The 22,234-nt window shown below is 30.8% G+C and carries 21 protein-coding genes; 17 read left to right on the plus strand and 4 right to left on the minus strand.

Annotated features, from left to right (window positions below; genetic code table 11):
• On the minus strand, nucleotides 1-151 hold a 151-nt coding region (locus tag ACREVX_RS02640), incomplete at its 3' end, for an FAD-dependent oxidoreductase (RefSeq protein ID WP_431542608.1).
• 261 nt (nucleotides 152-412) lie between these two features.
• Here ACREVX_RS02640 and ACREVX_RS02645 point away from each other — a divergent pair.
• The 15 genes from ACREVX_RS02645 (at nucleotide 413) to ACREVX_RS02715 (ending at nucleotide 16,911) form a co-directional block, all read left to right on the plus strand.
• Nucleotides 413-985: a glycerol-3-phosphate responsive antiterminator gene (locus ACREVX_RS02645; protein WP_431542580.1), complete on the plus strand. Its 573-nt coding sequence runs from the start codon at nucleotides 413-415 to the stop codon at nucleotides 983-985.
• Between the two features lie 483 nt (nucleotides 986-1,468).
• Nucleotides 1,469-2,482, plus strand: coding sequence for a 3-deoxy-7-phosphoheptulonate synthase (aroF, locus tag ACREVX_RS02650; protein WP_431542581.1), 1,014 nt, complete (start codon nucleotides 1,469-1,471; stop codon nucleotides 2,480-2,482).
• A 12-nt stretch (nucleotides 2,483-2,494) separates the two neighbouring features.
• Nucleotides 2,495-3,355 carry a prephenate dehydrogenase gene (locus ACREVX_RS02655; RefSeq protein WP_431542584.1) on the plus strand — a complete coding sequence of 287 codons (861 nt, stop codon included), beginning with the start codon at nucleotides 2,495-2,497 and terminating at the stop codon, nucleotides 3,353-3,355.
• Nucleotides 3,348-4,424 carry a 3-dehydroquinate synthase gene (gene aroB / locus ACREVX_RS02660; protein ID WP_431542585.1) on the plus strand — a complete coding sequence of 359 codons (1,077 nt, stop codon included), beginning with the start codon at nucleotides 3,348-3,350 and terminating at the stop codon, nucleotides 4,422-4,424. The genes ACREVX_RS02655 and aroB overlap by 8 nt, the downstream gene beginning before the upstream one ends.
• Nucleotides 4,425-4,453: 29 nt before the next feature.
• Nucleotides 4,454-5,746 (plus strand): 3-phosphoshikimate 1-carboxyvinyltransferase, encoded by a 1,293-nt coding sequence (gene aroA, locus ACREVX_RS02665; protein ID WP_431542588.1) that lies wholly within the window; start codon nucleotides 4,454-4,456, stop codon nucleotides 5,744-5,746.
• Nucleotides 5,727-6,797, plus strand: a complete 1,071-nt coding sequence (aroC, locus tag ACREVX_RS02670; RefSeq protein WP_431542589.1) for a chorismate synthase — start codon at nucleotides 5,727-5,729, stop codon at nucleotides 6,795-6,797. Before aroA ends, aroC begins: the two co-directional genes overlap by 20 nt.
• Before the next feature lie 12 nt (nucleotides 6,798-6,809).
• A complete protein-coding gene (pheA, locus tag ACREVX_RS02675) occupies nucleotides 6,810-7,949 on the plus strand; it encodes a prephenate dehydratase (RefSeq protein WP_431542590.1) in 1,140 nt (379 codons plus the stop codon).
• 48 nt (nucleotides 7,950-7,997) lie between these two features.
• The gene (gene aroE, locus ACREVX_RS02680; protein WP_431542591.1) at nucleotides 7,998-8,822 is read left to right on the plus strand and encodes a shikimate dehydrogenase; all 825 of its coding nucleotides are present in this window, start codon (nucleotides 7,998-8,000) and stop codon (nucleotides 8,820-8,822) included.
• 3 nt (nucleotides 8,823-8,825) lie between these two features.
• Nucleotides 8,826-9,323, plus strand: a complete 498-nt coding sequence (locus tag ACREVX_RS02685) for a shikimate kinase (protein WP_431542592.1) — start codon at nucleotides 8,826-8,828, stop codon at nucleotides 9,321-9,323.
• 73 nt (nucleotides 9,324-9,396) lie between these two features.
• On the plus strand, nucleotides 9,397-10,554 hold the full coding sequence (locus ACREVX_RS02690; RefSeq protein WP_431542594.1) for a DUF362 domain-containing protein: 1,158 nt from the start codon (nucleotides 9,397-9,399) through the stop codon (nucleotides 10,552-10,554).
• Between the two features lie 315 nt (nucleotides 10,555-10,869).
• On the plus strand, nucleotides 10,870-12,594 hold the full coding sequence (locus ACREVX_RS02695) for a DAK2 domain-containing protein (RefSeq protein ID WP_431542595.1): 1,725 nt from the start codon (nucleotides 10,870-10,872) through the stop codon (nucleotides 12,592-12,594).
• A gap of 33 nt (nucleotides 12,595-12,627) precedes the next feature.
• Nucleotides 12,628-13,401: a DUF1295 domain-containing protein gene (locus ACREVX_RS02700; RefSeq protein ID WP_431542596.1), complete on the plus strand. Its 774-nt coding sequence runs from the start codon at nucleotides 12,628-12,630 to the stop codon at nucleotides 13,399-13,401.
• Between the two features lie 11 nt (nucleotides 13,402-13,412).
• On the plus strand, nucleotides 13,413-13,769 hold the full coding sequence (locus ACREVX_RS02705) for a DUF1475 family protein (protein WP_431542609.1): 357 nt from the start codon (nucleotides 13,413-13,415) through the stop codon (nucleotides 13,767-13,769).
• Nucleotides 13,770-14,114: 345 nt separating this feature from the next.
• Nucleotides 14,115-15,995, plus strand: a complete 1,881-nt coding sequence (htpG, locus tag ACREVX_RS02710) for a molecular chaperone HtpG (protein WP_431542598.1) — start codon at nucleotides 14,115-14,117, stop codon at nucleotides 15,993-15,995.
• Between the two features lie 133 nt (nucleotides 15,996-16,128).
• Nucleotides 16,129-16,911: a Cof-type HAD-IIB family hydrolase gene (locus ACREVX_RS02715; RefSeq protein ID WP_431542611.1), complete on the plus strand. Its 783-nt coding sequence runs from the start codon at nucleotides 16,129-16,131 to the stop codon at nucleotides 16,909-16,911.
• A 183-nt stretch (nucleotides 16,912-17,094) separates the two neighbouring features.
• Here the strand turns inward: ACREVX_RS02715 and ACREVX_RS02720 are convergent, their stop codons facing one another.
• Together ACREVX_RS02720 and ACREVX_RS02725 are read right to left on the minus strand one after the other, a co-directional pair.
• Nucleotides 17,095-18,195, minus strand: a complete 1,101-nt coding sequence (locus ACREVX_RS02720) for a Gfo/Idh/MocA family protein (protein ID WP_431542600.1) — start codon at nucleotides 18,193-18,195, stop codon at nucleotides 17,095-17,097.
• Nucleotides 18,196-18,261: 66 nt separating this feature from the next.
• A complete protein-coding gene (locus ACREVX_RS02725) occupies nucleotides 18,262-19,080 on the minus strand; it encodes a sugar phosphate isomerase/epimerase family protein (RefSeq protein ID WP_431542602.1) in 819 nt (272 codons plus the stop codon).
• 171 nt (nucleotides 19,081-19,251) lie between these two features.
• Here ACREVX_RS02725 and ACREVX_RS02730 point away from each other — a divergent pair, with 171 nt between their 5' ends.
• Nucleotides 19,252-20,058 carry an AraC family transcriptional regulator gene (locus ACREVX_RS02730; protein ID WP_431542603.1) on the plus strand — a complete coding sequence of 269 codons (807 nt, stop codon included), beginning with the start codon at nucleotides 19,252-19,254 and terminating at the stop codon, nucleotides 20,056-20,058.
• A gap of 149 nt (nucleotides 20,059-20,207) precedes the next feature.
• On the opposite strand, the gene hydE is transcribed toward ACREVX_RS02730, so the two are convergent.
• A complete protein-coding gene (gene hydE, locus ACREVX_RS02735) occupies nucleotides 20,208-21,251 on the minus strand; it encodes a [FeFe] hydrogenase H-cluster radical SAM maturase HydE (protein WP_431542604.1) in 1,044 nt (347 codons plus the stop codon).
• A gap of 326 nt (nucleotides 21,252-21,577) precedes the next feature.
• Between hydE and ACREVX_RS02740 the strand changes: the two genes are divergently transcribed.
• Complete coding sequence (locus tag ACREVX_RS02740; protein WP_431542606.1) at nucleotides 21,578-21,808, plus strand: glutaredoxin family protein; 231 nt, start codon at nucleotides 21,578-21,580, stop codon at nucleotides 21,806-21,808.
• Nucleotides 21,809-22,234: the final 426 nt, after the last annotated feature.

The following is a 22,234-nucleotide window of genomic DNA, read 5'->3' on the forward strand; positions in this document are numbered from 1 at the left end:
CTGCATGAACTATTGCACTATTTGCTTTTGTAGTACCAGAAGCGACATCACTAGATCTTTCAATTACACATGTATTTAAATTATATTTAGATAGTTCTCTGGCTATGGAACAGCCAATAACACCAGCGCCAACAATTGTCACATCATACATTAAGTTTCCTCCTAAATGCAAATAAAAAGAGAGCCTTGACTAATAGGTATAAGAATACCAACTAGTCAAGGCTCTCTTTTCTCCGCCTTTACTTATAATTTTTATGATAACATATTAACCTAATAAGTACAAGTCTAAAATTAATAACTTTCATAGTTTTCTGAAAGCATGACAATGGAATAAAATATATTGAATCAAAAATAAGATTATGGTAAACTTATATAATAAAGAGTACTATATAAAATTTAGGAGGATATATTATTGGAAAAACTAGAAACATTATTAATAGAAAATCCGGTTATAGCGGCTATTAGAAGTGATAAAGATTTGGATAAAGTGATTTCAAGTAATGTACTTATTGTGTTTGTATTATATGGAAGTATAATTAACTTAAAAAGTATAATTGAAAAACTTAAAAAAGTGGGAAAAGTAGTATTTGTTCATGTTGATTTAATAGAAGGATTAAAAGGAGATCATACGGGACTCGTTTTTATAAAGGAATGTGGACAGCCTGATGGAATTATAACTACAAGGGTAACGAATATAAAAAACGGCAAAAAATTAGGATTCTGCGTTATACAGAGGATATTTGCTCTAGATTCACTTTCTCTAACATCAGCAATAAGAAATATACAATCTGTGCTTCCGGATGCTGTAGAGATTATGCCAGGACTTGCTAGTAAGATTATTAAAACAATGGGGACGCAAGTACGAGTTCCAATTATAGCAGGTGGACTCATTCAAAGTAAGAAAGATATAATGGAATCAATTGGCGCAGGAGCAATGGCTGTTTCAACATCAAAACAAGAATTATGGAGTTTGTCACAGGAATAGTGGGAGAATAAAATCTTTATATTGATGTAATTTTTTGAAAATTAACGCCTTGACAATTATCTCCTGCATGTTATAATGTTTTAATATTAAAAAATAATATAGAAGTAATTTGAAAGTTGTGAGGTATTATTATGAAAAACATCATTATTAAAGGAATCTCTAAAAAAGTATATTTTTATTTTAGCTGTGGCTATCGTTATTTTAGCGTCGGTTACTTTTTGTGTATAAAAATATATAAGATTTTATTAAATAATGAGTTTAACAATAAAACTATAATGCCAGTAATATGCTGATTTGTAGAAAGTGAACGAAGTCTGTACGCAAGGAAGACTCATTATAAGGGTTATTCCTTTTTTTAGGGAAGACCCATTATAAGGGGGTCTTCCTTTTTTTTATATTAATTTATCTGAAATAATAGGAATGTGTATTAAAAGTAATTTATATTAAAGTAGTTTTTAAATAATATTTTAGGAGGAATTTTATATGGTAATTGTAATGAAATCAACTGCAAAGGAAAATCAAATTTTGGCTATTAAGAAAAAACTAGAGGGATTAGGTTGTATTGTTCATATGTCAAAGGGAAATAATCAGTGTGTTTTAGGTCTAGTTGGGGATACAATTTTAATAAATGAAAGCCAAATTGAGGCAGAAGAATGTGTTGATAAAGTTATGAGAGTTCAGGCTCCTTACAAAAGAGGCAACAGACTTTTTCATCCAGATGATTCTATAATAAAGGTAGATAATCTAACAATCGGTGGTAAAGAGCTAGCAATAATAGCAGGTCCGTGCGCTGTGGAAAGTGAAGAGCAATTATTGCATATTGCAAAAGATGTAAAAAAAGCAGGAGCTAATTTCCTAAGAGGAGGAGCTTACAAACCAAGGACTTCACCATATAGCTTTCAAGGAATGGAAGAAGAAGGTTTAAGAATACTATTAGAAGCAAAAAAGATAACAGGGCTTCCAATAGTAACTGAAGTTATGAGTGTTGAACTAGTTGAAAAAATATCTGGGTATGCAGATGTATTACAAATTGGAGCTAGAAACATGCAGAATTTTGATCTATTAAAGGAAGTAGGAAGATGTAAAAAAACAATACTTTTAAAAAGAGGTATGAGCGCAACAATTGAGGAACTACTTATGTCTGCTGAGTACATAATGTCTGAGGGTAATGAAAATGTAGTTTTATGTGAGAGAGGGATTAGAACATTTGAAACTTTCACGAGAAATACTTTAGATTTAAGCGCAATTCCTGTACTTAAAAAGCTTAGTCATTTGCCAGTTATAGTTGATCCAAGTCATGCCGCTGGTAAATGGTGGTTAATAGAGCCGCTTGCCAAGGCTGCTATAGCAGTTGGTGCAGATGGTCTTGAAATTGAAGTACATTATGACCCTGCTAATGCATTTAGTGATGGTCCTCAATCATTGTTACCTGAGAAGTTTGATGCCCTAATGGATTCTATAAGAGTAATTGCAAAAACACAAAATAGAATAATATAGGAGGTGGTAAATTTGGATTGTACAGACTTTAATATTACAATTGTAGGAATCGGACTTATAGGTGGCTCATTTGCAATGGCACTAAGAGAGTTAAAACCTAAAAATATTTGGGCAATTGACATTGACGAAAAGGCTTTGAAAGCGGCGGAAAAAATGAATATTATTGATAAAGGATATACAAATCCAGAAATACCACTTAGTAATTCGGATATTGTCATAATAGCAGTTTATCCTCAAAAGACTATAGATTTTATTAAAAGCAATATGAATTTATTTAAAAGTGGAGCAGTGATTACAGATACTGCTGGAATCAAAAGTGATTTAATTCATGAAATTATGCCTGTACTTCGAGAGGACTTAGATTTTATTGGTGGTCATCCTATGGCAGGAAAAGAAGAATCGGGGCTAAAGGCTGCATCAAAAGATATGTTTAAAAATGCAAATTATATTTTAACACCAATTAATGGTAATAAGGAAGAAAACATACACATAGTTACAGAAATGGTTAGAGGTATGGGCTGCAAGAGGGTGGTCCATCTCTCGCCTAAAGAGCACGATGATATAATTGCTTATACAAGCCAGTTACCACATGTTATAGCTGTTTCTCTAATTGATTGTAATAGTTCAATAAAAGGAATGTCTCAGTTTATAGGAGGCGGATTTAAGGATACTACTAGGGTTGCTACTATAAATGTTGAATTATGGCCTGAATTACTTTTATATAACAAAGAAAATATAATTAGTAAAATTGAAGAATTTGAAAAAAATATAAGGGAAATAAAAACAGCAATACTTAATAACGATGAAATTTTTCTTAAGAATAGATTCCAAAGTGCAACAAAAAAGAGAAAGGAGATATGTGAAGATGTATAAGATAAAAGTTAATGCATCAAGCGGATGTTATCCAATATATATTAAGAATGGATTATTTTCCGAAATTGGAGAACGTGTTAAAAAAATATATAAAGGGAGTAAAATAGCAATTATAACAGATTCTAATGTTAATGAGTTATATGGTCAAAAGATTGTTAATTCATTAAAAGAATCAGGGTTTGAATCTTATAAAATTGTTGCACAAGCTGGAGAAGTAAGTAAGTCATTCGAAACTCTTCTTGAGGTATACGACAAACTTTTAGATTATAAGATAAATAGAGGAGATCTTATAATTGCATTAGGTGGTGGAGTAGTAGGGGATATGGCTGGTTTTGCAGCAGCAACCTTTTTAAGGGGGATTTCACTTATACAAATTCCGACTACTCTCTTAGCTCAGGTAGATAGTAGTGTAGGTGGTAAGGTTGCAGTAGATTTACCACGAGGAAAGAATCTTGTGGGTAGTTTTTATATGCCTAAGGCAGTTTTTATTGATCCACTATTTATGGGAACACTTAAGGAAAGGTTTTTAAATGATGGAATGGGCGAAGTTATAAAATATGGAGCTATTAAAGATAGTGAACTATTTAATACATTAATGAGGTATGATAATAAAGAAGAACTTTTAAAGAATATAGATAAAGTTATATATACTTGTTGCACTATCAAGGCTGATATTGTTGAACATGATGAGAAGGATACTGGCGAGCGAATGTTATTAAACTTTGGACATACAATTGGTCATGCAATTGAGCAATTCTTTAATTTCACTAAGTATTCTCATGGAGAAGCGGTGGCAATGGGAATGTATTCTATAACTAAACTAGGAGAAGTCCTTGGAAAAACTAAAGAAGGAACATCTATTGCTATAAAAGATATTTTAGTTAAATATAATTTGCCTTGGATGTTGCCTGAAATAAAGTCAGAGGATATAATTAAAGCTATAAGTCATGATAAGAAAAATATTGGTGATTCTATGAATTTCATATTAATAAAGTCTATAGGAGATAGCTTTATTGAAAAAATTAATGAAGATAAGATTAAAGGTTATCTACAAAAAATTCTTGAATAAATTATTATATTGAATTGAGGTGTTTATTGATGAAATCAGTCATAATAAAACCATTTCCGTTAAATGGTAAAGTTAAAATTCCACCTTCAAAATCATTATCACATAGAGCAGTTATAGCTGCTGGACTTAGTTATGGTGAATGTATTATTGATAATATAAGTATGTCTGAGGATATAATAGCTACTTGCGCAATAATGGAAAAACTTGGAGTTGATATTAAGCAAATTCCAAATAAAATTATAGCACGTGGGAAAGGTAAACCAAGATTTGTTAGTAGTAGAGGTGCAACTTGCGAGCTACAGTGCAATGAAAGCGGATCAACACTACGTTTTTTAATTCCTATAGCAATGCTTACTGGAGATGTAGTAACTTTTAAAGGTAAGTCTAAACTAGTTCAAAGAACACTTAAACCTTATTATGAAATTTTTGATAAGCAGAGTATTAAGTATACTACAAGTAATGGTAACCTTCCTTTAACAATAGACGGAAGCCTTAAACCTGGTATTTTTGAACTTAGAGGAGATGTAAGTTCTCAGTTTATTACTGGTCTTATTTATGCACTGCCACTATTAGATGGAGATTCAACAATAAAAATTACTACTCAAATGGAGTCTATTGGATATATAGATTTAACTTTGGATGTACTTTCAAAATTTGGAATTGAAATAGAAAATAATAATTACAGAGAATTTAAGATAAAAGGAAATCAGTACTTTATAAAAAGAGATTACAGAGTAGAAGGAGACTTTTCTCAAGCTGCATTTTACCTAGCTGCAGGCGTTTTAGGTGGCGAGGTTGAATGCCTTGACTTAAATATGGAATCACTTCAAGGAGATAAGGTGATTATTGATATAATTAAAAATATGGGTGGAAATATAAAGGCGATAGATGGTATTTTAAAAGCATCAAAATCAGATTTAAAAGGAACTATTATTGATGCATCACAATGTCCTGATCTTGTCCCAATAGTAGCGGTGCTTGCGGCCTTAAGTGATGGGACAACAGAAATTATTAATGCTGCTAGAGTTAGAATTAAGGAATCTGATAGATTAAAAGCTATGGCAACAGAGCTAAACAAAATTGGGGCAGATATTATTGAAAGAGAAGACTCACTTTTAATTCATGGTAAACCAATGCTTAAGGGTGGAGTTGTAAGCAGTTGGAATGATCATAGAATAGCTATGGCTATGGCAATTGCCTCTATTAGATGTACAGAGGAACTTATAATTGAGGATAGCTCCTCAGTTAAAAAATCCTACCCAAATTTTTATGAAGATTTTAAGAGCCTAGGAGGGAAAATTAATGAGCGGACAATGGGGTAAAAAAGTTAAATATTCAATTTTTGGAGAATCTCATGGAAGAGGGATAGGTATAACAATTGATGGATTACCACCAGGCATACAGCTTGATATGGATTTTATTAATGGTGAAATGCAAAGACGCGCCCCAGGGCGTGATGAATTTTCAACTAAAAGAAAAGAAGCAGATAAGGTGGAAATTCTTAGTGGGTATTTTAATGGGTATACTACAGGAACACCTCTTTGCGCTGTTATTTTTAACGAAAATCAAAATTCGAAAGATTATGATAAATTAAAGGACTTAGCAAGACCAGGTCATGCAGATTTTACAGGAAAGGTTAAGTACCAGGGATTTAACGATTATAGAGGTGGAGGGCATTTTTCAGGAAGAATTACAGCGCCACTTGTTTTTGCAGGTGCGGTAGCCAAACAAATTCTTTTTGACAAGGGAATTGTAGTAGGAAGTCATATTTTAAGTATTGGCAATGTCTTTGACAGTTATTATGATGGTGTTAAACTAAAAGTGCAGATGCTAGCTGATGTTTTAAGAAAAGATTTCCCCGTTCTTGATGATTTAAAAGGTATAGAAATGAAAAAAAGTATTATAAAGGCTAAGGAAGAAATTGATTCTGTTGGAGGTATAATTGAAGCTACTATTTTAAATGTGCCTTGTGGACTCGGTGAGCCATTCTTTGATTCGCTGGAAAGTAATTTAGCTCAATTGCTGTTTTCAGTTCCTGCAGTAAAAGGTGTAGAATTTGGTATGGGGTTCGAAATAACAAAACTTAAAGGAAGCGTCGCAAATGATGTACCTTATATTGATAACTTGAATGTGTTAACAAAAACTAACAATAATGGTGGAATTAATGGTGGAATCTCTAATGGAATGCCTATAGTTTTTAGGGTAGCGATGAAACCAACACCTTCAATTGCAAAACCTCAAAATACCATTGATATGGCAACAGGTATAGATTCAGAGGTATCAGTTACAGGTAGGCACGATCCATGCATAGTATTAAGAGCATTACCAGTGATTGAGGCTTGCGCCGCAATGAGCATTTTAGATTTTATATAAGGGGGTGTTTTAATGAGTGATTTAGATGGTCTTGACATAGATAATTTGAGAAATCAAATTGATGAAATTGATGCAAGTCTTGTTTTATTATTTGAAAAACGTATGGGAATAGTTGTAAATGTAGCAGAATATAAAAAGAAAAACAATATTGAAATCTTAAATAGCTTGCGAGAAGAGGCAGTTATAAAAAAGAATATGGATCTAGTTAAAAACAAAGATATATTGCTTGAGGTAGAGAAATTCTTCAAATCCGTTATGAAAATAAGTAGAGGTTTTCAAAACAAAAGTTTAAATATTGAGAATGTGTTGCTTAATACAAAGAAGCTAACAGTTGGATTTTATGGTGTTTCAGGTTCGTTTAGCGAACAAGCTTTAAATGAATATTTTAGTGAAAAGGTGGAGAAAAAAGCAATAAGCGAGTTTGAACAGATATTTCTGGAACTTAGTTATGGAAAAATAAATTATGGAGTTATTCCTATAGAAAATTCTTCTACAGGTGCTATATCTGAAGTTTATGATCTTCTTAATAAATATAATTTTTATATAACAGGAGAAAAATATCTCAAAATAAGTCAGAACTTAATGGGAATTAGAGGTTCAACCTTAGATGATATTAAAGAGGTTTATTCTCACTCGCAAGGTTTAAAACAAAGTATGGAATTCTTAAAAGGATATAAACACTGGAAATTGGTTCCATATCAAAGCACTGCGAAATGTGCAGAGCTAGTTAAAAACAGTCAGAACAAAACATTGGCTGCAATAGGGAGTACTAAGGCAGCAGAGATATACGACCTTGAAATTTTACAAAAGGATGTAAATTCAAACACAACAAATATGACTAGGTTTGTTGTCATTGGCAAGCAGATGGAGTCTAATGAACAAAGTAACAAGATTAGTTTGGTTTTATCTACTACCCACAAAGCAGGTTCATTATGCCATGTGCTAAAACATTTTGCAGATAATAATATAAATCTTTTAAAAATTGAATCGAGACCAATAAAAGATAAACCATGGGAATATTTCTTTTATATAGATTTTGAGGGCAATATAAACGAAAAAAAGATTATAACCGTAATTGATCTAATTAAAAAGAATAGCGGTTATTTTAAGATATTAGGCAATTATAGACGTGATTTGGTATATGCAAAATAAATTTTTAAAATAATTTATAAAGTCATATTTAAGAAATGAGTGAAATTTATGTCAGAGTTATATGGTCTACTTGGAGAAAAACTAACACATAGTATCTCGCCACAAATACATTCAATGGTCTTTAATAAATTAAGAATGAAGGGTTATTATCATTTGTTCGAATTTGAAAGTAAAGATCTTAAGGTGATAATGGAAGGGTTTAAAGTTATTAAACCAAGAGGTATTAATGTAACTATTCCTTATAAAATTAAAATTATGGATTTTCTTGATGAGATTAGTAACGAAGCAAAAGATATAGGAGCGGTAAATACCCTGAAATTTAAAGAGGGTAAAATTATTGGGTATAATACAGATTACTTTGGTATTGGGATGCTTTTCGATAAGTACGATATCAAAGTGAAAAATAAAAGAGCAACAATATTAGGTAATGGCGGAGTAGCAGTTACAATGGTACAGTACTTATTAAATAGTGGAGTTTCTGAAATTACAGTAGTCACAAGAAATGTATCAAAGCTTAAAGAAAATAGTAAATTTAATTCTTGCAAATTGGTTTCTTATAATGATATTGAAGAGATTAAAGGAACGGGGATAGTAGTAAACTGTACACCACTTGGTATGTATCCTAACTTGGACAACTCTCCCATTGAAAAAAAACATATTGGTAAATTTGAAAGCGCCGTTGACATGATTTATAATCCTAAAACAACTTTATTTTTAAAGTACGCTCAGGAGGAAGGGTTAAAAGCAGTAAATGGTCTCTATATGCTAGTTGGTCAGGCAATTGCTTCCCAGGAAATCTGGAATGATATCAAAATTCCTAAGAGCATAATTGATCAAATTTATGATGATTTAGAAAAGGGAGTAGAAAATTAGAAGATGAAAAATATAGTTTTAATTGGAATGCCTGGTTGTGGTAAAAGTGAAATTGGAAAAATACTTTCAAAAAAAATGGATATGGAATTCATAGATATAGATGCTTTTATTGAATCTAGTAATAAGGTTACTATTGCTGAAATATTTAAAAATGGTGAGGCGAGTTTTAGAGATATAGAATATGATGCAGTTAGGGAATTATCAAAAAAGAAATCTGTAGTTATTTCAACTGGTGGTGGAGTAATTAAGATATATGAAAATATTTTAAACCTTAAGAAAAACGGTTTAATTATTTACATAAATCGTCCAATTCAAAATATATTGGAAGACATAGATGTGGAGGGTCGCCCTTTACTTGCAAAGGATCCAGCTAATGTTTTTAGATTGTTTGAGGAGAGGAGTCCATTATATAAAAAATATTGTGACCATGAGGTTATGAATATTAGTTCAATTTATGATATAGTAAATAGCATTATAGAAATACATAAAAAGAATAAATAATTAAAGTGGATTCTTAGGAATTCACTTTTAATTTATAATATAAATATAATTGAATAATAAAGGAGTAGTTATTATGGAAAGTGTAACGCTTTTAAAATGCACAGATTATGATGTGGATCTAATAGAAAAAACACTAAGAGAAGGTTTTGAACTTCTTGGAGGGGATTCTTTTTTAAAAAAGCTTATTCCTAAAAATAGTAAAGTCTTGCTGAAACCTAATTTTCTTAGTATAGAGCAAAAAGGGTCACCAGTTGTAACTCATTATGCTGTTTTTGAAGCTGTAGTTAGAATAGTCAAAGAGTATAGCGAAAATATTACATTTGGAGATTCACCTGGTTTTGGGGATTCAAGGAGAGCAGCTGAAAAGTCAGGTTTGATGGAAGTTGCTAATAGATATGGGGTAGTTTTTAATGATTTTAAAGACGATGTTCATGTAACTCTTGAAAATTCTTTATTATGTAAATCATGGAATATAGCTAGGGCACCTTATGAAGCGGATGTTGTGATTACACTTCCAAAGTTAAAAACTCATGCTATGGCATATTATACTGGGGCAGTTAAGAATCAATTTGGTTGTATTCCAGGTGCGCAAAAGGCAATATGGCACACAAGAATGCCAGATGCTAATAATTTCAGTAAAATGCTATTAGATGTAAATTCATTGGTTAACACTAGCTTTGCAATTCTGGATGGAATAATTGCAATGGAGGGAAATGGACCTAAAAGTGGAACTCCTAAAAAGATGGATACTATAATTATGGGACAATGTTTAACAGCAGTAGATTCTGTTGCAGTAAGGTTAATTGGTTATGATGATGTTTTAAAACTCCCATTTTTAAAGGAAGCACATGATTCAAAGTGGGGAGCAGTTTTACCAGAGGATATAGAGGTATTAGGAGAAAAAATAGAAGCCATGAAATGTAAAGACTTTAAGTTATCAAGAAAAGGTGGTAGTTTTTATTTTATAAATCCGTCTGTAACTCATTTTTTAACCTCAATGGTTGCACCCAATCCTGTCGTAATTGAAGAGAAATGTATTGGTTGTAAAAGATGTGATGAAGTTTGTCCAGAGAGACCTAAAGTCATATCCTTCATAAAGAAAGGAAATAAAGTAATTCCAAAATGGGATTACAGTAAATGTATAAGATGCTTCTGTTGCCAGGAACTTTGTCCTCAGGGTGCAATAGAAACAAAGTATAAGACATTAGGTAGAATTTTAGGATTAAAATAAGAGCAGAGTTTTATTTTATTGTTTAACAAAAGTCAGTAATTAACACATTAATTACTGACTTTTGTTTTATTAATATTATTATGTTCCTAAACTAAATATATTTTTTGCTTCTTAATTTGTATAATGTTTAATATATTTAAAGGTACATATTAACAAATAAATATATTTATTTATATGCACATTTAATCAAAAAATATGCTATTATATTATTAATAACAATTATTTGTAGATAACAAGTATTAATTAGGGGGAATTAAAATTAATATTAATAATATAACAGGAGAAGTATTATATTACGCATTTTTATCAGGTGTAGTGCAAGTTAGGAAACAAAAGAATATTTTAAATAAAATGAATGTTTTTCCTATTCCAGATGGAGATACTGGTAGCAATCTTGTATCTACAATGAATGCAATTGTTGAAGATATGAAGATTCACAAATCTATTAAGGAGACAATTAATTCTATGGCGGATGCAGCATTAATTGGGGCAAGAGGTAATTCAGGAATAATTTTTGCTCAATTTATAAATGGAATTAATGAAGAAATTAGCGATAAAGAACCTTTAACTATGGCGAGTTTTGCAGAAACATTAAAAAATGCTGTACCTTATGCATATAAAGCTATCTTAAATCCTATTGAAGGGACTATGATAACTGTTATAAGAGAATGGGCGGAAGCCGTTTACAAATTGAAAGATGTAACTGAGAGTTTTGAAGCAATAATAATTAAAACCTTAGAGGATGCTAAGAGCTCACTTGCAAACACACCAAATATTCTTGAGATATTGAAAAAAGCATCTGTTGTAGATTCTGGTGCAAGTGGTTTTGTGAGTTTTCTCCAGGGAATTGTTTATTTCCTTAAGGATAAAAATATTACAAAATTAAGTCAAAATGAAGAGGAAATAGTATTTGAAGAAGAAATTTTTGATTTTACACCAAATATAACTTATAGATATTGTACAGAAGCTTTAATTTTAAATGAGAATATAAATACTAATGAAATAAAGAACGCACTAAAATATTTAGGAGATTCTTTAATTGTAGCAGGGAATAAAAGTAAAGTTAGAATACACATACACACAAATAAACCAGATGAATTATTTCATATACTAAGAGGAAAAGGTGAAATAGTTCAGCAAAAGGTTGATGACATGAAGAAACAATATGAAGTGGTGCATAACAGAATTAATAAAACGGCTATACTTACAGATTCAATTGCTGATTTACCACAAGAGCTCATAGAAAAATATCAGATTCACGTTTTACCATTGAATTTAATTATTGAAGGTAGCACATACCTGGACAAACTTACTATAAAACCGGATAAGTTTTATTCTCTGATTAACAATTTAAAGGAGTATCCAACAAGTTCTCAACCAACAATAAAAAGTGTACAAAATGTATTTTCTTTTTTAACTAGTCATTATGAATCAATAATTACAATAATGGTATCTAAGGAAATGAGTGGAACGTTTAATATTGTTAAAAAAGCTGCAGAGAAGTTTATAGAAGAAGGCAAAAATATAACAGTAATTAATTCGAAATTAAATTCTGGTGCACAAGGGTTAATAGTTTTAGAAGCAGCAAAGGAATTAGAAGCCGGGAAAAATTATGAGGAGGTTATAAAGATAATAGAAAATAAGATTAAAAAGGCAAGAATATATGTTAGCGTTAATACTTTTAAATATATGGTAAAAGGTGGACGGGTTTCACCAATGAAAGGGTTTATTGGAGGCGTATTAAATTTAAAACCAATAATATCAATAAACACAGATGGAAAAGGAATTGCATTTGGTAAAACTTTTAACGCAAAATCAAATATTAAGAAAATACTTGCGATAGTTAATAAAGCAAATGAAAATAACAAAATAGTATCCTATAATATTGTACATGCAAGTGCTCTTATCAAAGCTAATGAATTGAGCTTAAAATTAACAGCAATTTTAGGGAAAGAACCAGAATATATCACTGAAATATCACCTATTGTAGGTTTGAGCGCCGGAATTGGAGCAGTAGCTGTATCATTTATAAGTTCTTAATGTTTATAATATAAATTTAGGGGAGTGGTCAATATGAATATTTATGTGCAAAGCACAATACTAGTCTTTATATACATGAGCATCTTTTTTATTATTGCTCAAATTAAGAAAAACAATTCAATAGTGGACATGGGTTGGGGTCTTGGATTTGTTTTGATATCAATATATACATTATTTACTGTAGGAAATTATAATTTAAGAGCCATTTTAGTTACAACATTAGTTTTTATTTGGGGAATAAGATTGTTTTATCATATATTAAAAAGAAATTTAGGAAAGCCCGAAGATTTTAGATATGCAACATTTAGGAGGAATTGGGGTAGAAGGGTAATGCCAAGGGCATTTTTACAAGTGTTCATGTTACAGGGAGCAATTATGCTTGTAATAGCATATCCCATTATAATGAATAACGCTACATCTAAAGGAAGTTTAGGCATATTAGAATATATAGGCATGGCGATTTGGATAGTTGGTTTTATTTTTGAAGCATTAGGAGATAAACAGCTAAAAAACTTTATTACAGATAAAAAGAATAAAGGACATATAATGAAAAGAGGACTTTGGAAATATACAAGGCATCCAAATTATTTTGGAGAGGCTACAATGTGGTGGGGAATATTTATAATTACTTTATCATCAAAAAGTGGCATAACGGGAATCTTTAGTCCTATAATTATAACATTGTTGCTGTTATATGTTTCAGGAGTGCCGATGCTTGAAAAACATTATAAGGATAACAACGAATTTCAAGCATACGCCAAAATTACAAGTAAATTTGTGCCTTGGTTTCCTAAAAGAAATGGTTAATAACAACAATAATAAAATATAATGACAGTAGGAGTGGTTTTATGAAAATAGGAAAAATATTTTCTCTGATTGGGTTTTTAGTAATGATGGGAATGCTTATATATGGGTTTACTATTGGAGATTTTACTCAGGAGGGTAAAATCTTGTTAGGTATGCCATGGGGACAAATATCATTAGTAGATATTTATATTGAATTTATTATAGTATGTTCGTGGATAGTATATAGAGAAAATAATGTTGCTAAATCTTTAATTTGGGTTTTGCTCGTACTAACTCTAGGAAGCATGATTAGTTGTTTATATGTTTTTTTAGCATTTAATAGCAGTAATGGAAATTGGGAAAAGTTCTGGCTAAAAAATAGAGTTTAACAATATTTCAGAATGGGTTAATACTTAGCTTACTCCACTATAATATTATGGAGATTATTCTTGTAAATTATATCAAAACAAAGTAAAATAAAATTACAGATTAATATCTAGCATAACTTAAAAAGAGTATTAATAAAATAGTACTCTTTTTAAGTTTATTATTATATGTTTAAACGTAGGCGTAGCGCTAAATTTATCATTTTAAATAATAAAAAGCTTATATAAAATAGATACGAGCATTGACAAATAACAAAAAAAGGTGTATTTTTAAACTATATTTAGCACTCGATAGCATAGAGTGCTAACAAAAAGTAAAATAGATTGAAGCGAAAGGGGAAATTTTAATTGGAAAAAAAGCAGTTTAAAACGGAATCAAAGAGAATTCTCGATATGATGGTAAATTCAATATATACTCACAATGATATTTTTCTAAGAGAACTTATTTCTAATGCAAGCGATGCTATTGATAAAATTTATTATAAGACGTTAGCAGATGATACATTAAATTTTGAAAAAGATAATTATTTTATTAGAATAGCTATTGATAAGGAAAATAGGACAGTGAAAATTTCTGATACAGGAATTGGAATGACACAGGAGGAACTTAGTGATAACTTAGGAGTTATAGCTAAAAGTGGTTCTTTGGCATTTAAAAAGGAAAATGAAATTAAAGATGGATATGATATAATTGGTCAATTTGGCGTAGGGTTTTACTCCGCATTTATGGTGGCAGATAATATTATCGTTAATAGTAAAGTTTTTGGTAGTGATGATGCTTACAAATGGGAGTCAGATGGCGCAGATGGTTATACTATAGAGCAAAGTGAAAAAAGTTCTGTTGGTACGGATATAACACTTAAAATAAAAGAGAATACAGAAGATAATAATTTTGATGAATATCTTGAGGAGAATGGGCTAAAAACAATAATTAAGAAATATTCTGATTTTATTAGATACCCAATTAAAATGGATATAAGTGAATCAAAACTTAAAGAAGGTAGCGAAACAGAATATGAGGACATATCAGTTGAAAAGACTGTTAATAGCATGGTTCCTATATGGAGAAAAAATAAAAGCGAACTTACTGATGAAGATTATAATAATTTTTATTCTGAGAAGCACTATGGTTTTGACAAACCAGCAAGACATATCCATATAAGTGTTGATGGGGTTGTAAGTTATAATTCGATTTTGTACATTCCAGAAAAAACTCCTTATGATTTCTATACAAAAGAGTATGAAAAAGGATTAGAATTATATTCAAACGGTGTTTTAATTATGAGTAAATGTTCAGATTTATTGCCAGATTATTTTAGTTTTGTAAAAGGTATTGTTGATTCAGAAGACTTATCACTTAATATTTCTAGGGAAGTATTACAACATGATAGACAACTTAAACTTATAGCTAAAAATATTAAAACTAAGATTAAGAATGAATTAGATAGTCTGCTTAAGAAGGATAGAGAAAAGTATGAAGAATTTTATAAATCTTTTGGAAGACAATTAAAGTATGGTATCTATAGTGATTTTGGAAGCAATAAAGAGACTTTGCAAGATTTATTAATGTTTTATTCATCAAAAGAGAAGAAAAATGTTACTTTAGATGAATATGTTTCTAGAATGCCAGAAGATCAAAAATATATTTATTATGCTGCTGGAGAATCAAACGAAAGAATTGAAAAATTGCCACAAATTGAAATGGTATCAGATAAGGGATTTGAAATTTTATACTTTACTGATGAAGTAGACGAGTTTGCTACAAAAATGATAATGAAATATAAAGAAAAAGAATTTAAGTCTGTATCAAGTGGTGACTTAGGTATAGATGTAGAAGAAAAAGAAAATGAATCTAGCGAGGATGAGAAAGATAGTAAAGAATTATTTGAACATATGAAAACTATCTTATCAGGAAGAGTTAAGGATGTTAGGGCGTCAAAGAGACTTAAGAACTATCCAGTATGTCTTTCTAATGATGGAGATCTTACAATAGAGATGGAAAAGACACTAAATTCTATGCCTAATAATGAAAATGTAAAAGCCGATAAGGTATTAGAAATAAATATAAACCATGATATGTTTAAAATACTTAAGGATTCTTTTAACGTAGATAACGTTAAGTTAGAATTATATACCAATATATTATATAGTCAAGCTCTACTTATAGAAGGATTACCAATTAGCGATCCAGTAGAATTTACAAACAATATATGCAAAGTAATGGTATAATTAAAATATACATTTAATGAAAATTCAAGTATGAATTTGAGCTATAAATGGACATTAGTTCGTTTATAGCTAATTTTTATTATTTGAAACTAAGGTTAAATGTCCATATTAACATAAAAAGGGGGAGACACTTATAATAAAACTCATTGCAACTGATATGGATGGTACCTTATTAAACGATAAAGGAAAGATAAATAAAAAAATATTCGATTTAATACATTCTTTTAATAAGAAGGATATAAAATTTGCAGCAGCAAGTGGTAGATTTTATTCTCAACTAAGTAAAAATTTTGAAAAAGTTAACACAGATATGATATTCATTGCTCACAATGGCGCTCTTATTAAGCATAACCACAAGGGACGTACATTGTATTCAAACAGTATTAATAAAGAAGAAATAGAGCACGTTTTAAATTTGTGTCCAAGGCTTGGGGAGGAAATGTTTTTAGCAGCAGAAAATGATGCGTATACAGTTAACCCATCAGAAAATATGTTGAATCAATTTACATTTTCCCAGGTGCCTGTAATAGTATTAAAATCTTTTAGTGAATTAAAAATCCCTATATACAAAATTACTTATTATATGGATGGTGGTATAAATTCATCTATAGTGGATTACCTTAAAGACAAATTGGATGAAAAGCTTGAATTCGTTGTATCAGGAGATAAATGGATAGATATAATGAACAAGGGTATAAGTAAAGGAAATGCTATAAAAATACTCCAAGAAAAATTTGATATAGAGCAAAAGGATACAATGGTTTTTGGAGATTATTATAACGATTTGACTATGTTTAAGCAGGCTCATTATAGTTATGCGATGAAGAATGCACCTGAAGATGTAAAAAAACATGCTAAGTTTATAACGCAGAGTAATAATGAAGACGGAGTATATAACGTTATTGCTTCTTTGTAGACTCCATCAAAATTAACTATTATATATTAATAACAATCATAATATATAATAAAAAGGAAACGTATCATACAATTTATATAATAAGTTATAAATAGATAGTAATAAACATAAACTTTCAGTTTGTGCTTATTACTATCTTTATATTTTATAATTGAACAATACTTTAGATTGACCGGAAGTGTTCTATATAGTATCAGGAATGTTGATTTTAACCTCACAGCCAAGGTTGGAAGATCTTACAATACCATCAAGGATAGCCTGGTTGTAAAAAATCTGACTGGATGGTACAGGTGCTTCGGTGCCATTTTTGATAGCATCTGCAAAAGAACGTAACTTTTTATAGAAAAGTCCACCAAAGCTATCTTGCTGTGGGCACAGTGGAATTACTGTTTCTACCTGTTGGCCTGCTATATCTTTGTATACTTTCATAGGACCACCAACTGAACCATTCCAGCAATCCGTAGATGGAATTCTAAGAGCGCCTTCCGTACCCATGATGATGGTGTCACCAGGAGTGTCAATGTGCATTGCCCAAGCAATTCTGAAATCAAGTATGATTCCACCTTCAAGCCTTATAAATGCAGCAGCGAAATCGTCCACATTAAATCTTGCTGCATCTTGTGGGTTATTATATTTAGGATTAGTTCCAAAGAAATTAGATGTATATCCTGAAACAGTAAGTGGTTTTGGATAATTAATTGCATTGAGAACCATGTCTAGTGAATAACAGCCAATATCACCCAAAGCACCAATTCCAGCAGTCTTTTTTTCAATAAAGGTGCTGTTAGGAATACCTCGCCTGCGTCCACCGCCTGTTTGGATATAATAAATTTTACCGAGTTCTCCGGATTGAACAATTTTCTTTATCATCTTCATGTTATCATCCATACGTGGTTGAAAGCCTATGGATAAAAGTTTACCGCTCTGTTTTTCAGCTTGAATTATTTCTGTAGCTTCTTCAATTGTGATACACATTGGTTTTTCTAGTAAAACATTAATACCCTTTTTCAAAGAATCGATGGTACATTCTTTATGTGTGCTATTATAAGTACATACACATACGGCATCCAATTTTTCGCTTTCTAACATAGATTTATGATCAGTATAACATCTTACATTGGGAAGCTCATATTTTTTAAAGAACTTTTCAGCTTTTCCTGGAATTAAGTCAGCGCCTGCTACGATTTCAATATCAGCCATTTGTTTTAAGCTTTCAACGTGTGATTCCGAAATCCAACCAGTTCCGATTATTCCAAATCTAAGTTTATTTTTTGTATCTACCACAGGTTCGTTTTCAACTGGTGGTGTGAATTGATTTAATACTTCATCAGACATAAATATACCTCCTAATTATAGTTTTTTTAGATAGTTGATACTGATTTCTGCACATTCCATAGATGTTTTGCTCATTGATGGAGCATCCTGTTCCACAACAACCCAGAGCGCACCAGCATCTGTGCAAGCTTTAAGTATTTCAGGAAAGTTTTGTACTCCCAGGCCTAGTGGGCGAAATTCAAATGCCTTTACTTCATCTTCCTTGCTTTCATCCACTATACCGATGAGTTCATACATTTTTTCTGGCTTTTTACCTGGCATTACAAAATCTTTCAGATGGACAACAGGTGAGCGATTAGCATATTTTCGGATATAAGATGCTGGGTTTTCTCCTGCAACATTTACCCAGCAAGTATCTAATTCTGTTTGTAACAAATTACTTGATACGCTTTTATAAAGAATATCCAACGCGTATTCTCCATCTATTTTTTCAAATTCAAAATCATGGTTATGGTAAAGTAATTGAAGTCCAAATTCCTTAGCTATTTTGCCGATTACTTTTGCACCTTCAATAACTTCATTAAATTTTAAAGAACCTGGACGATATTCTGGGGTGAGATAGGGGATTGCGATGTATTTACAGCCTATTTCAGCATATTCGCTGATAATTCTATGTGGGTCTGAAATAAGGTCATTAAACGGAACATGTGCCGATACAGGTGATAGAGCGATATCTTGTAGAATTTTTTTGATGTCTGTGGGTTTGTGCCCATAAAGTCCCGCGAATTCTACGCCATCGTACCCTAGTGCTTTAATTTTCTTTAGCGTTCCTGAAAAATCTTTTTCTAGTTCATCTCGAACAGAATATAGTTGTAATGCAATTGGAAATAACATGGGTGATTCCTCCTTATATGATAAAGCTTATTATTGATTTTAATTGTATTTTAGACCAAAAAACGTTATAATACAAGACAAAACAGTGACAATATAAGACATATATTGCTGAATTTTATTTTTTGATTTTATCCATGTCTTATACAAGAAATACAAAAAAGGAAGGTTATTATGAAATTTTTTTACGAGAATAAAAAACTTGACGTAACAGCTAGGTTTGGAACTAGTTTGACCTTTGGTGCACATCTGCACAACCATATTGAGTTGGTATATATGATAGAAGGTAGTGTAAGAGCTTTTATAGATTCTAAGGAGTATATTGTATGTTCAGGAGATATTCTTTTTATTTTCCCTAATAAAATACACCAATACGAAAAAATAGATAATGAGGACTTTTTTGTTAGTATTTTTCCTCCGGAGTTATGTCCTGAATTCCAAAATATTTTTAAATATAAGGTGCCGATATCACCGGTACTTAAAAACGCTTTTGAAAATAGTAAGTTACTATCTCTCATGGAGAACATTGTTGAAGTCAATAAGGAACAGACACCTTTTTATGATACTATTATCAAAGGTTATTTTTTGATATTGATTAGTGAGTTGTTTCAGATGATGCAGTTTGAAGAAGCGAAGGTATCTGATGCAAATACAATAAAGGCGATTTTAAATTATTGTATTGAAAATTATACTAAAGATTTACAGCTTGAGACTATATCTCGTGAGCTACACATCAGTAAATATTATATTTCTCGCCTTTTCACTCAAAAATTGCATATGGGCTTTAACGAGTATATTGGAACACTCAGAATATCAGATGCCTGCAAGCTTCTTGTAAGTGAGGATAAAAGTATTACAGAAATTGCGCTTAGTGTAGGTTTTAATTCGACACGTTCATTCAATCGTCTATTTTTGAAATATATAGGCAAGACACCTCGGCAATATAAAAATCAGCAATATGTAGGGTTACATGGTTTATAAAAATTGAAAACATTAATTGGACAGTGCTTGAGATCGAGAAGTCGTGGAAAATATATCTATTCTAGCAAATAAATCGGATTCTATTGGGAAGATTACAAACATACATTTAAATAAAAAAGAGCCCTCGGGTTCTTTTTTATTTTGTGAAATTATTTACTATTTTTATTTCCTCTAAACCCATAATTAGTTGAAACTGTTCTTCCAATACTACTAATCTTGCCTGTTATACATCCGCGGCAATGAGAAGGGGTATCGCCAGTACAAATTTTGCCTGGATAAAGAGCATAATGTTTTCTATATTCACCTTCGGTAACATTAGGCATAACTACATTTGCACCACTTTGTAGTGCCATTAAGCGTCCGTTCTTGTTAATGGACTCCATAGCAGTTGTTGCAGGTATGTTTATATCAGGCAGGATCAAGCGCGTTATAGCCATAACCTTAAGTGCCATAGTTAGCTCCCTTCCCTTAGATTTTGCAAGGGGGGTGTCATCATTGGGAATAAAAGGACCTATCCCTAACATGTCGGCATTTATTTCTTTGAAATATAATATGTCATCGGCATATGATTCTATAGTTTGACTTGGCAGTCCAACCATAGCGCCTGTACCGACTTCATATCCTAACTCTTTTAAATTTTTCAAACAATTCAGTCTATTTTCGTGGCTCATACCTGGGTCTAAATCTTCATATAGTTTTTTATCTGTTGTCTCTATTCTTAAAAGATATCTATCAGCGCCAGCGTTTCTAAAAGCTTTATATTCTTCGTAAGTTTTTTCACCTATACTTAAAGTCAGAGCTAAATCTAAAGCCTTTATACCTTTAATTATTTTGATCATTTTCTCTTTAGTATAATAATCATCTTCGCCACCTTGAAGGACTATAGTTTTGTAGCCATAAGACTTAGCTTTAGTGGCAAAGTCTAAAATTTGTTCCTCGGTTAATCGATATTTAACTAAGTTTGTATTATCGCGTCTGAGGCCGCAATAAAGACAATTATTTTTGCATATATTAGTGAATTCGATAAGGCCTCTAAGATGCACATCATCACTTACATATTTTTTTCTAACTTCATCAGCAGCGTTAAATAGTTCTTGATTTATGTCATTACAATTTAAAAGAGCAATGATTTCTTTTTTACTTAGTTTATGTTCATTTTTGGCTTTGGATATTAGGTCTATTAAGTTAATCATTATTTGAATCCTCCATGTTATACGTGTAATTATAAAGAGCAATAATATAAGTATAAATTATTTTGTAACATAACTATAATGTTAAGACTATCATAATATTATACAGACTAAATGTAAATATAAAATAAATATAAATACATTAATAAATTTAAAGGCATACTAGTTAAATCATCTCCTTCGGAGTTGCATTATTAATCTAAATTAATAATTGCTATGAAAATTGGCAACCAATATTATTTGACCTAGAGAGAAAAAGATGTTATTATTAAGCTTGATTCAGTTGTATGCAATTGAATGCAGAAAAAAGAATTAAGGAGAGGATATTTATGAATAAAGTTGAGATTTACACAAGTAATTCATGTGGTTTTTGTCATATGGCTAAGGAATTTTTTGAAAAAAATAATATCAAATATATAGAGCATAACATTTCAGAAAATATAGAAGCAAAAAAAGCTCTTATAAAAAAGGGTTATAGATCAGTACCAGTAATAAATATAAATGGGAAAGAAATGGTTGGATTTGATAAGGAAAAAATTGTTACTATATTAGGTCTATAAAAATAATATATTGTATATTCAATAAAGAAGGAGCTATTACTTTAAAGAAGGATAGCTCCTTCTTTATTATGTAATCAATAAGCTAGTTGCACTATTAAGCTATTATTTAAAATAAAAAATCAAAAGAGAATAAAAGTATTGACATGTACAAGTTTAACTGATAAAATATTAAAAGTAGTCACTTAGTGGCAACCAGATAATATAAATTGGTCTTTGAAAATTAAACAGAGAAATAGGTAAACTTAGCAAAATAATATTTTGCTAAACCAGTCAATTACTATAGAAAAGTAATATTAGTCGTAAGACTAAAAAGTATGTAATGAGCTTGCGAATTAACTTAACAGTTATCGCAGATTAATTATTTTAGTTAAAAAGTGTAAACTTTTAAATTGAGAGTTTGATCCTGGCTCAGGACGAACGCTGGCG

This window comes from Clostridium sp. (assembly GCF_050717545.1).
In the GTDB taxonomy this organism is placed as follows: domain Bacteria; phylum Bacillota; class Clostridia; order Clostridiales; family Clostridiaceae; genus Clostridium_AD.

Excerpts from the sequence above, each read along its gene's own strand:
- ACREVX_RS02690 (WP_431542594.1), top strand. The coding sequence starts at position 9,397 with ATGGAAAGTGTAACGCTTTTAAAATGCACAGATTATGATGTGGATCTA.
- aroC (WP_431542589.1), top strand. The coding sequence starts at position 5,727 with ATGAGCGGACAATGGGGTAAAAAAGTTAAATATTCAATTTTTGGAGAA.
- ACREVX_RS02685 (WP_431542592.1), top strand. The coding sequence starts at position 8,826 with ATGAAAAATATAGTTTTAATTGGAATGCCTGGTTGTGGTAAAAGTGAA.
- aroA (WP_431542588.1), top strand. The coding sequence starts at position 4,454 with ATGAAATCAGTCATAATAAAACCATTTCCGTTAAATGGTAAAGTTAAA.
- aroB (WP_431542585.1), top strand. The coding sequence starts at position 3,348 with ATGTATAAGATAAAAGTTAATGCATCAAGCGGATGTTATCCAATATAT.
- ACREVX_RS02730 (WP_431542603.1), top strand. The coding sequence starts at position 19,252 with ATGAAATTTTTTTACGAGAATAAAAAACTTGACGTAACAGCTAGGTTT.
- aroF (WP_431542581.1), top strand. The coding sequence starts at position 1,469 with ATGGTAATTGTAATGAAATCAACTGCAAAGGAAAATCAAATTTTGGCT.
- ACREVX_RS02725 (WP_431542602.1), bottom strand. The coding sequence starts at position 19,080 with ATGTTATTTCCAATTGCATTACAACTATATTCTGTTCGAGATGAACTA.
- ACREVX_RS02740 (WP_431542606.1), top strand. The coding sequence starts at position 21,578 with ATGAATAAAGTTGAGATTTACACAAGTAATTCATGTGGTTTTTGTCAT.
- pheA (WP_431542590.1), top strand. The coding sequence starts at position 6,810 with ATGAGTGATTTAGATGGTCTTGACATAGATAATTTGAGAAATCAAATT.
- aroE (WP_431542591.1), top strand. The coding sequence starts at position 7,998 with ATGTCAGAGTTATATGGTCTACTTGGAGAAAAACTAACACATAGTATC.
- hydE (WP_431542604.1), bottom strand. The coding sequence starts at position 21,251 with ATGATTAACTTAATAGACCTAATATCCAAAGCCAAAAATGAACATAAA.
- ACREVX_RS02700 (WP_431542596.1), top strand. The coding sequence starts at position 12,628 with ATGAATATTTATGTGCAAAGCACAATACTAGTCTTTATATACATGAGC.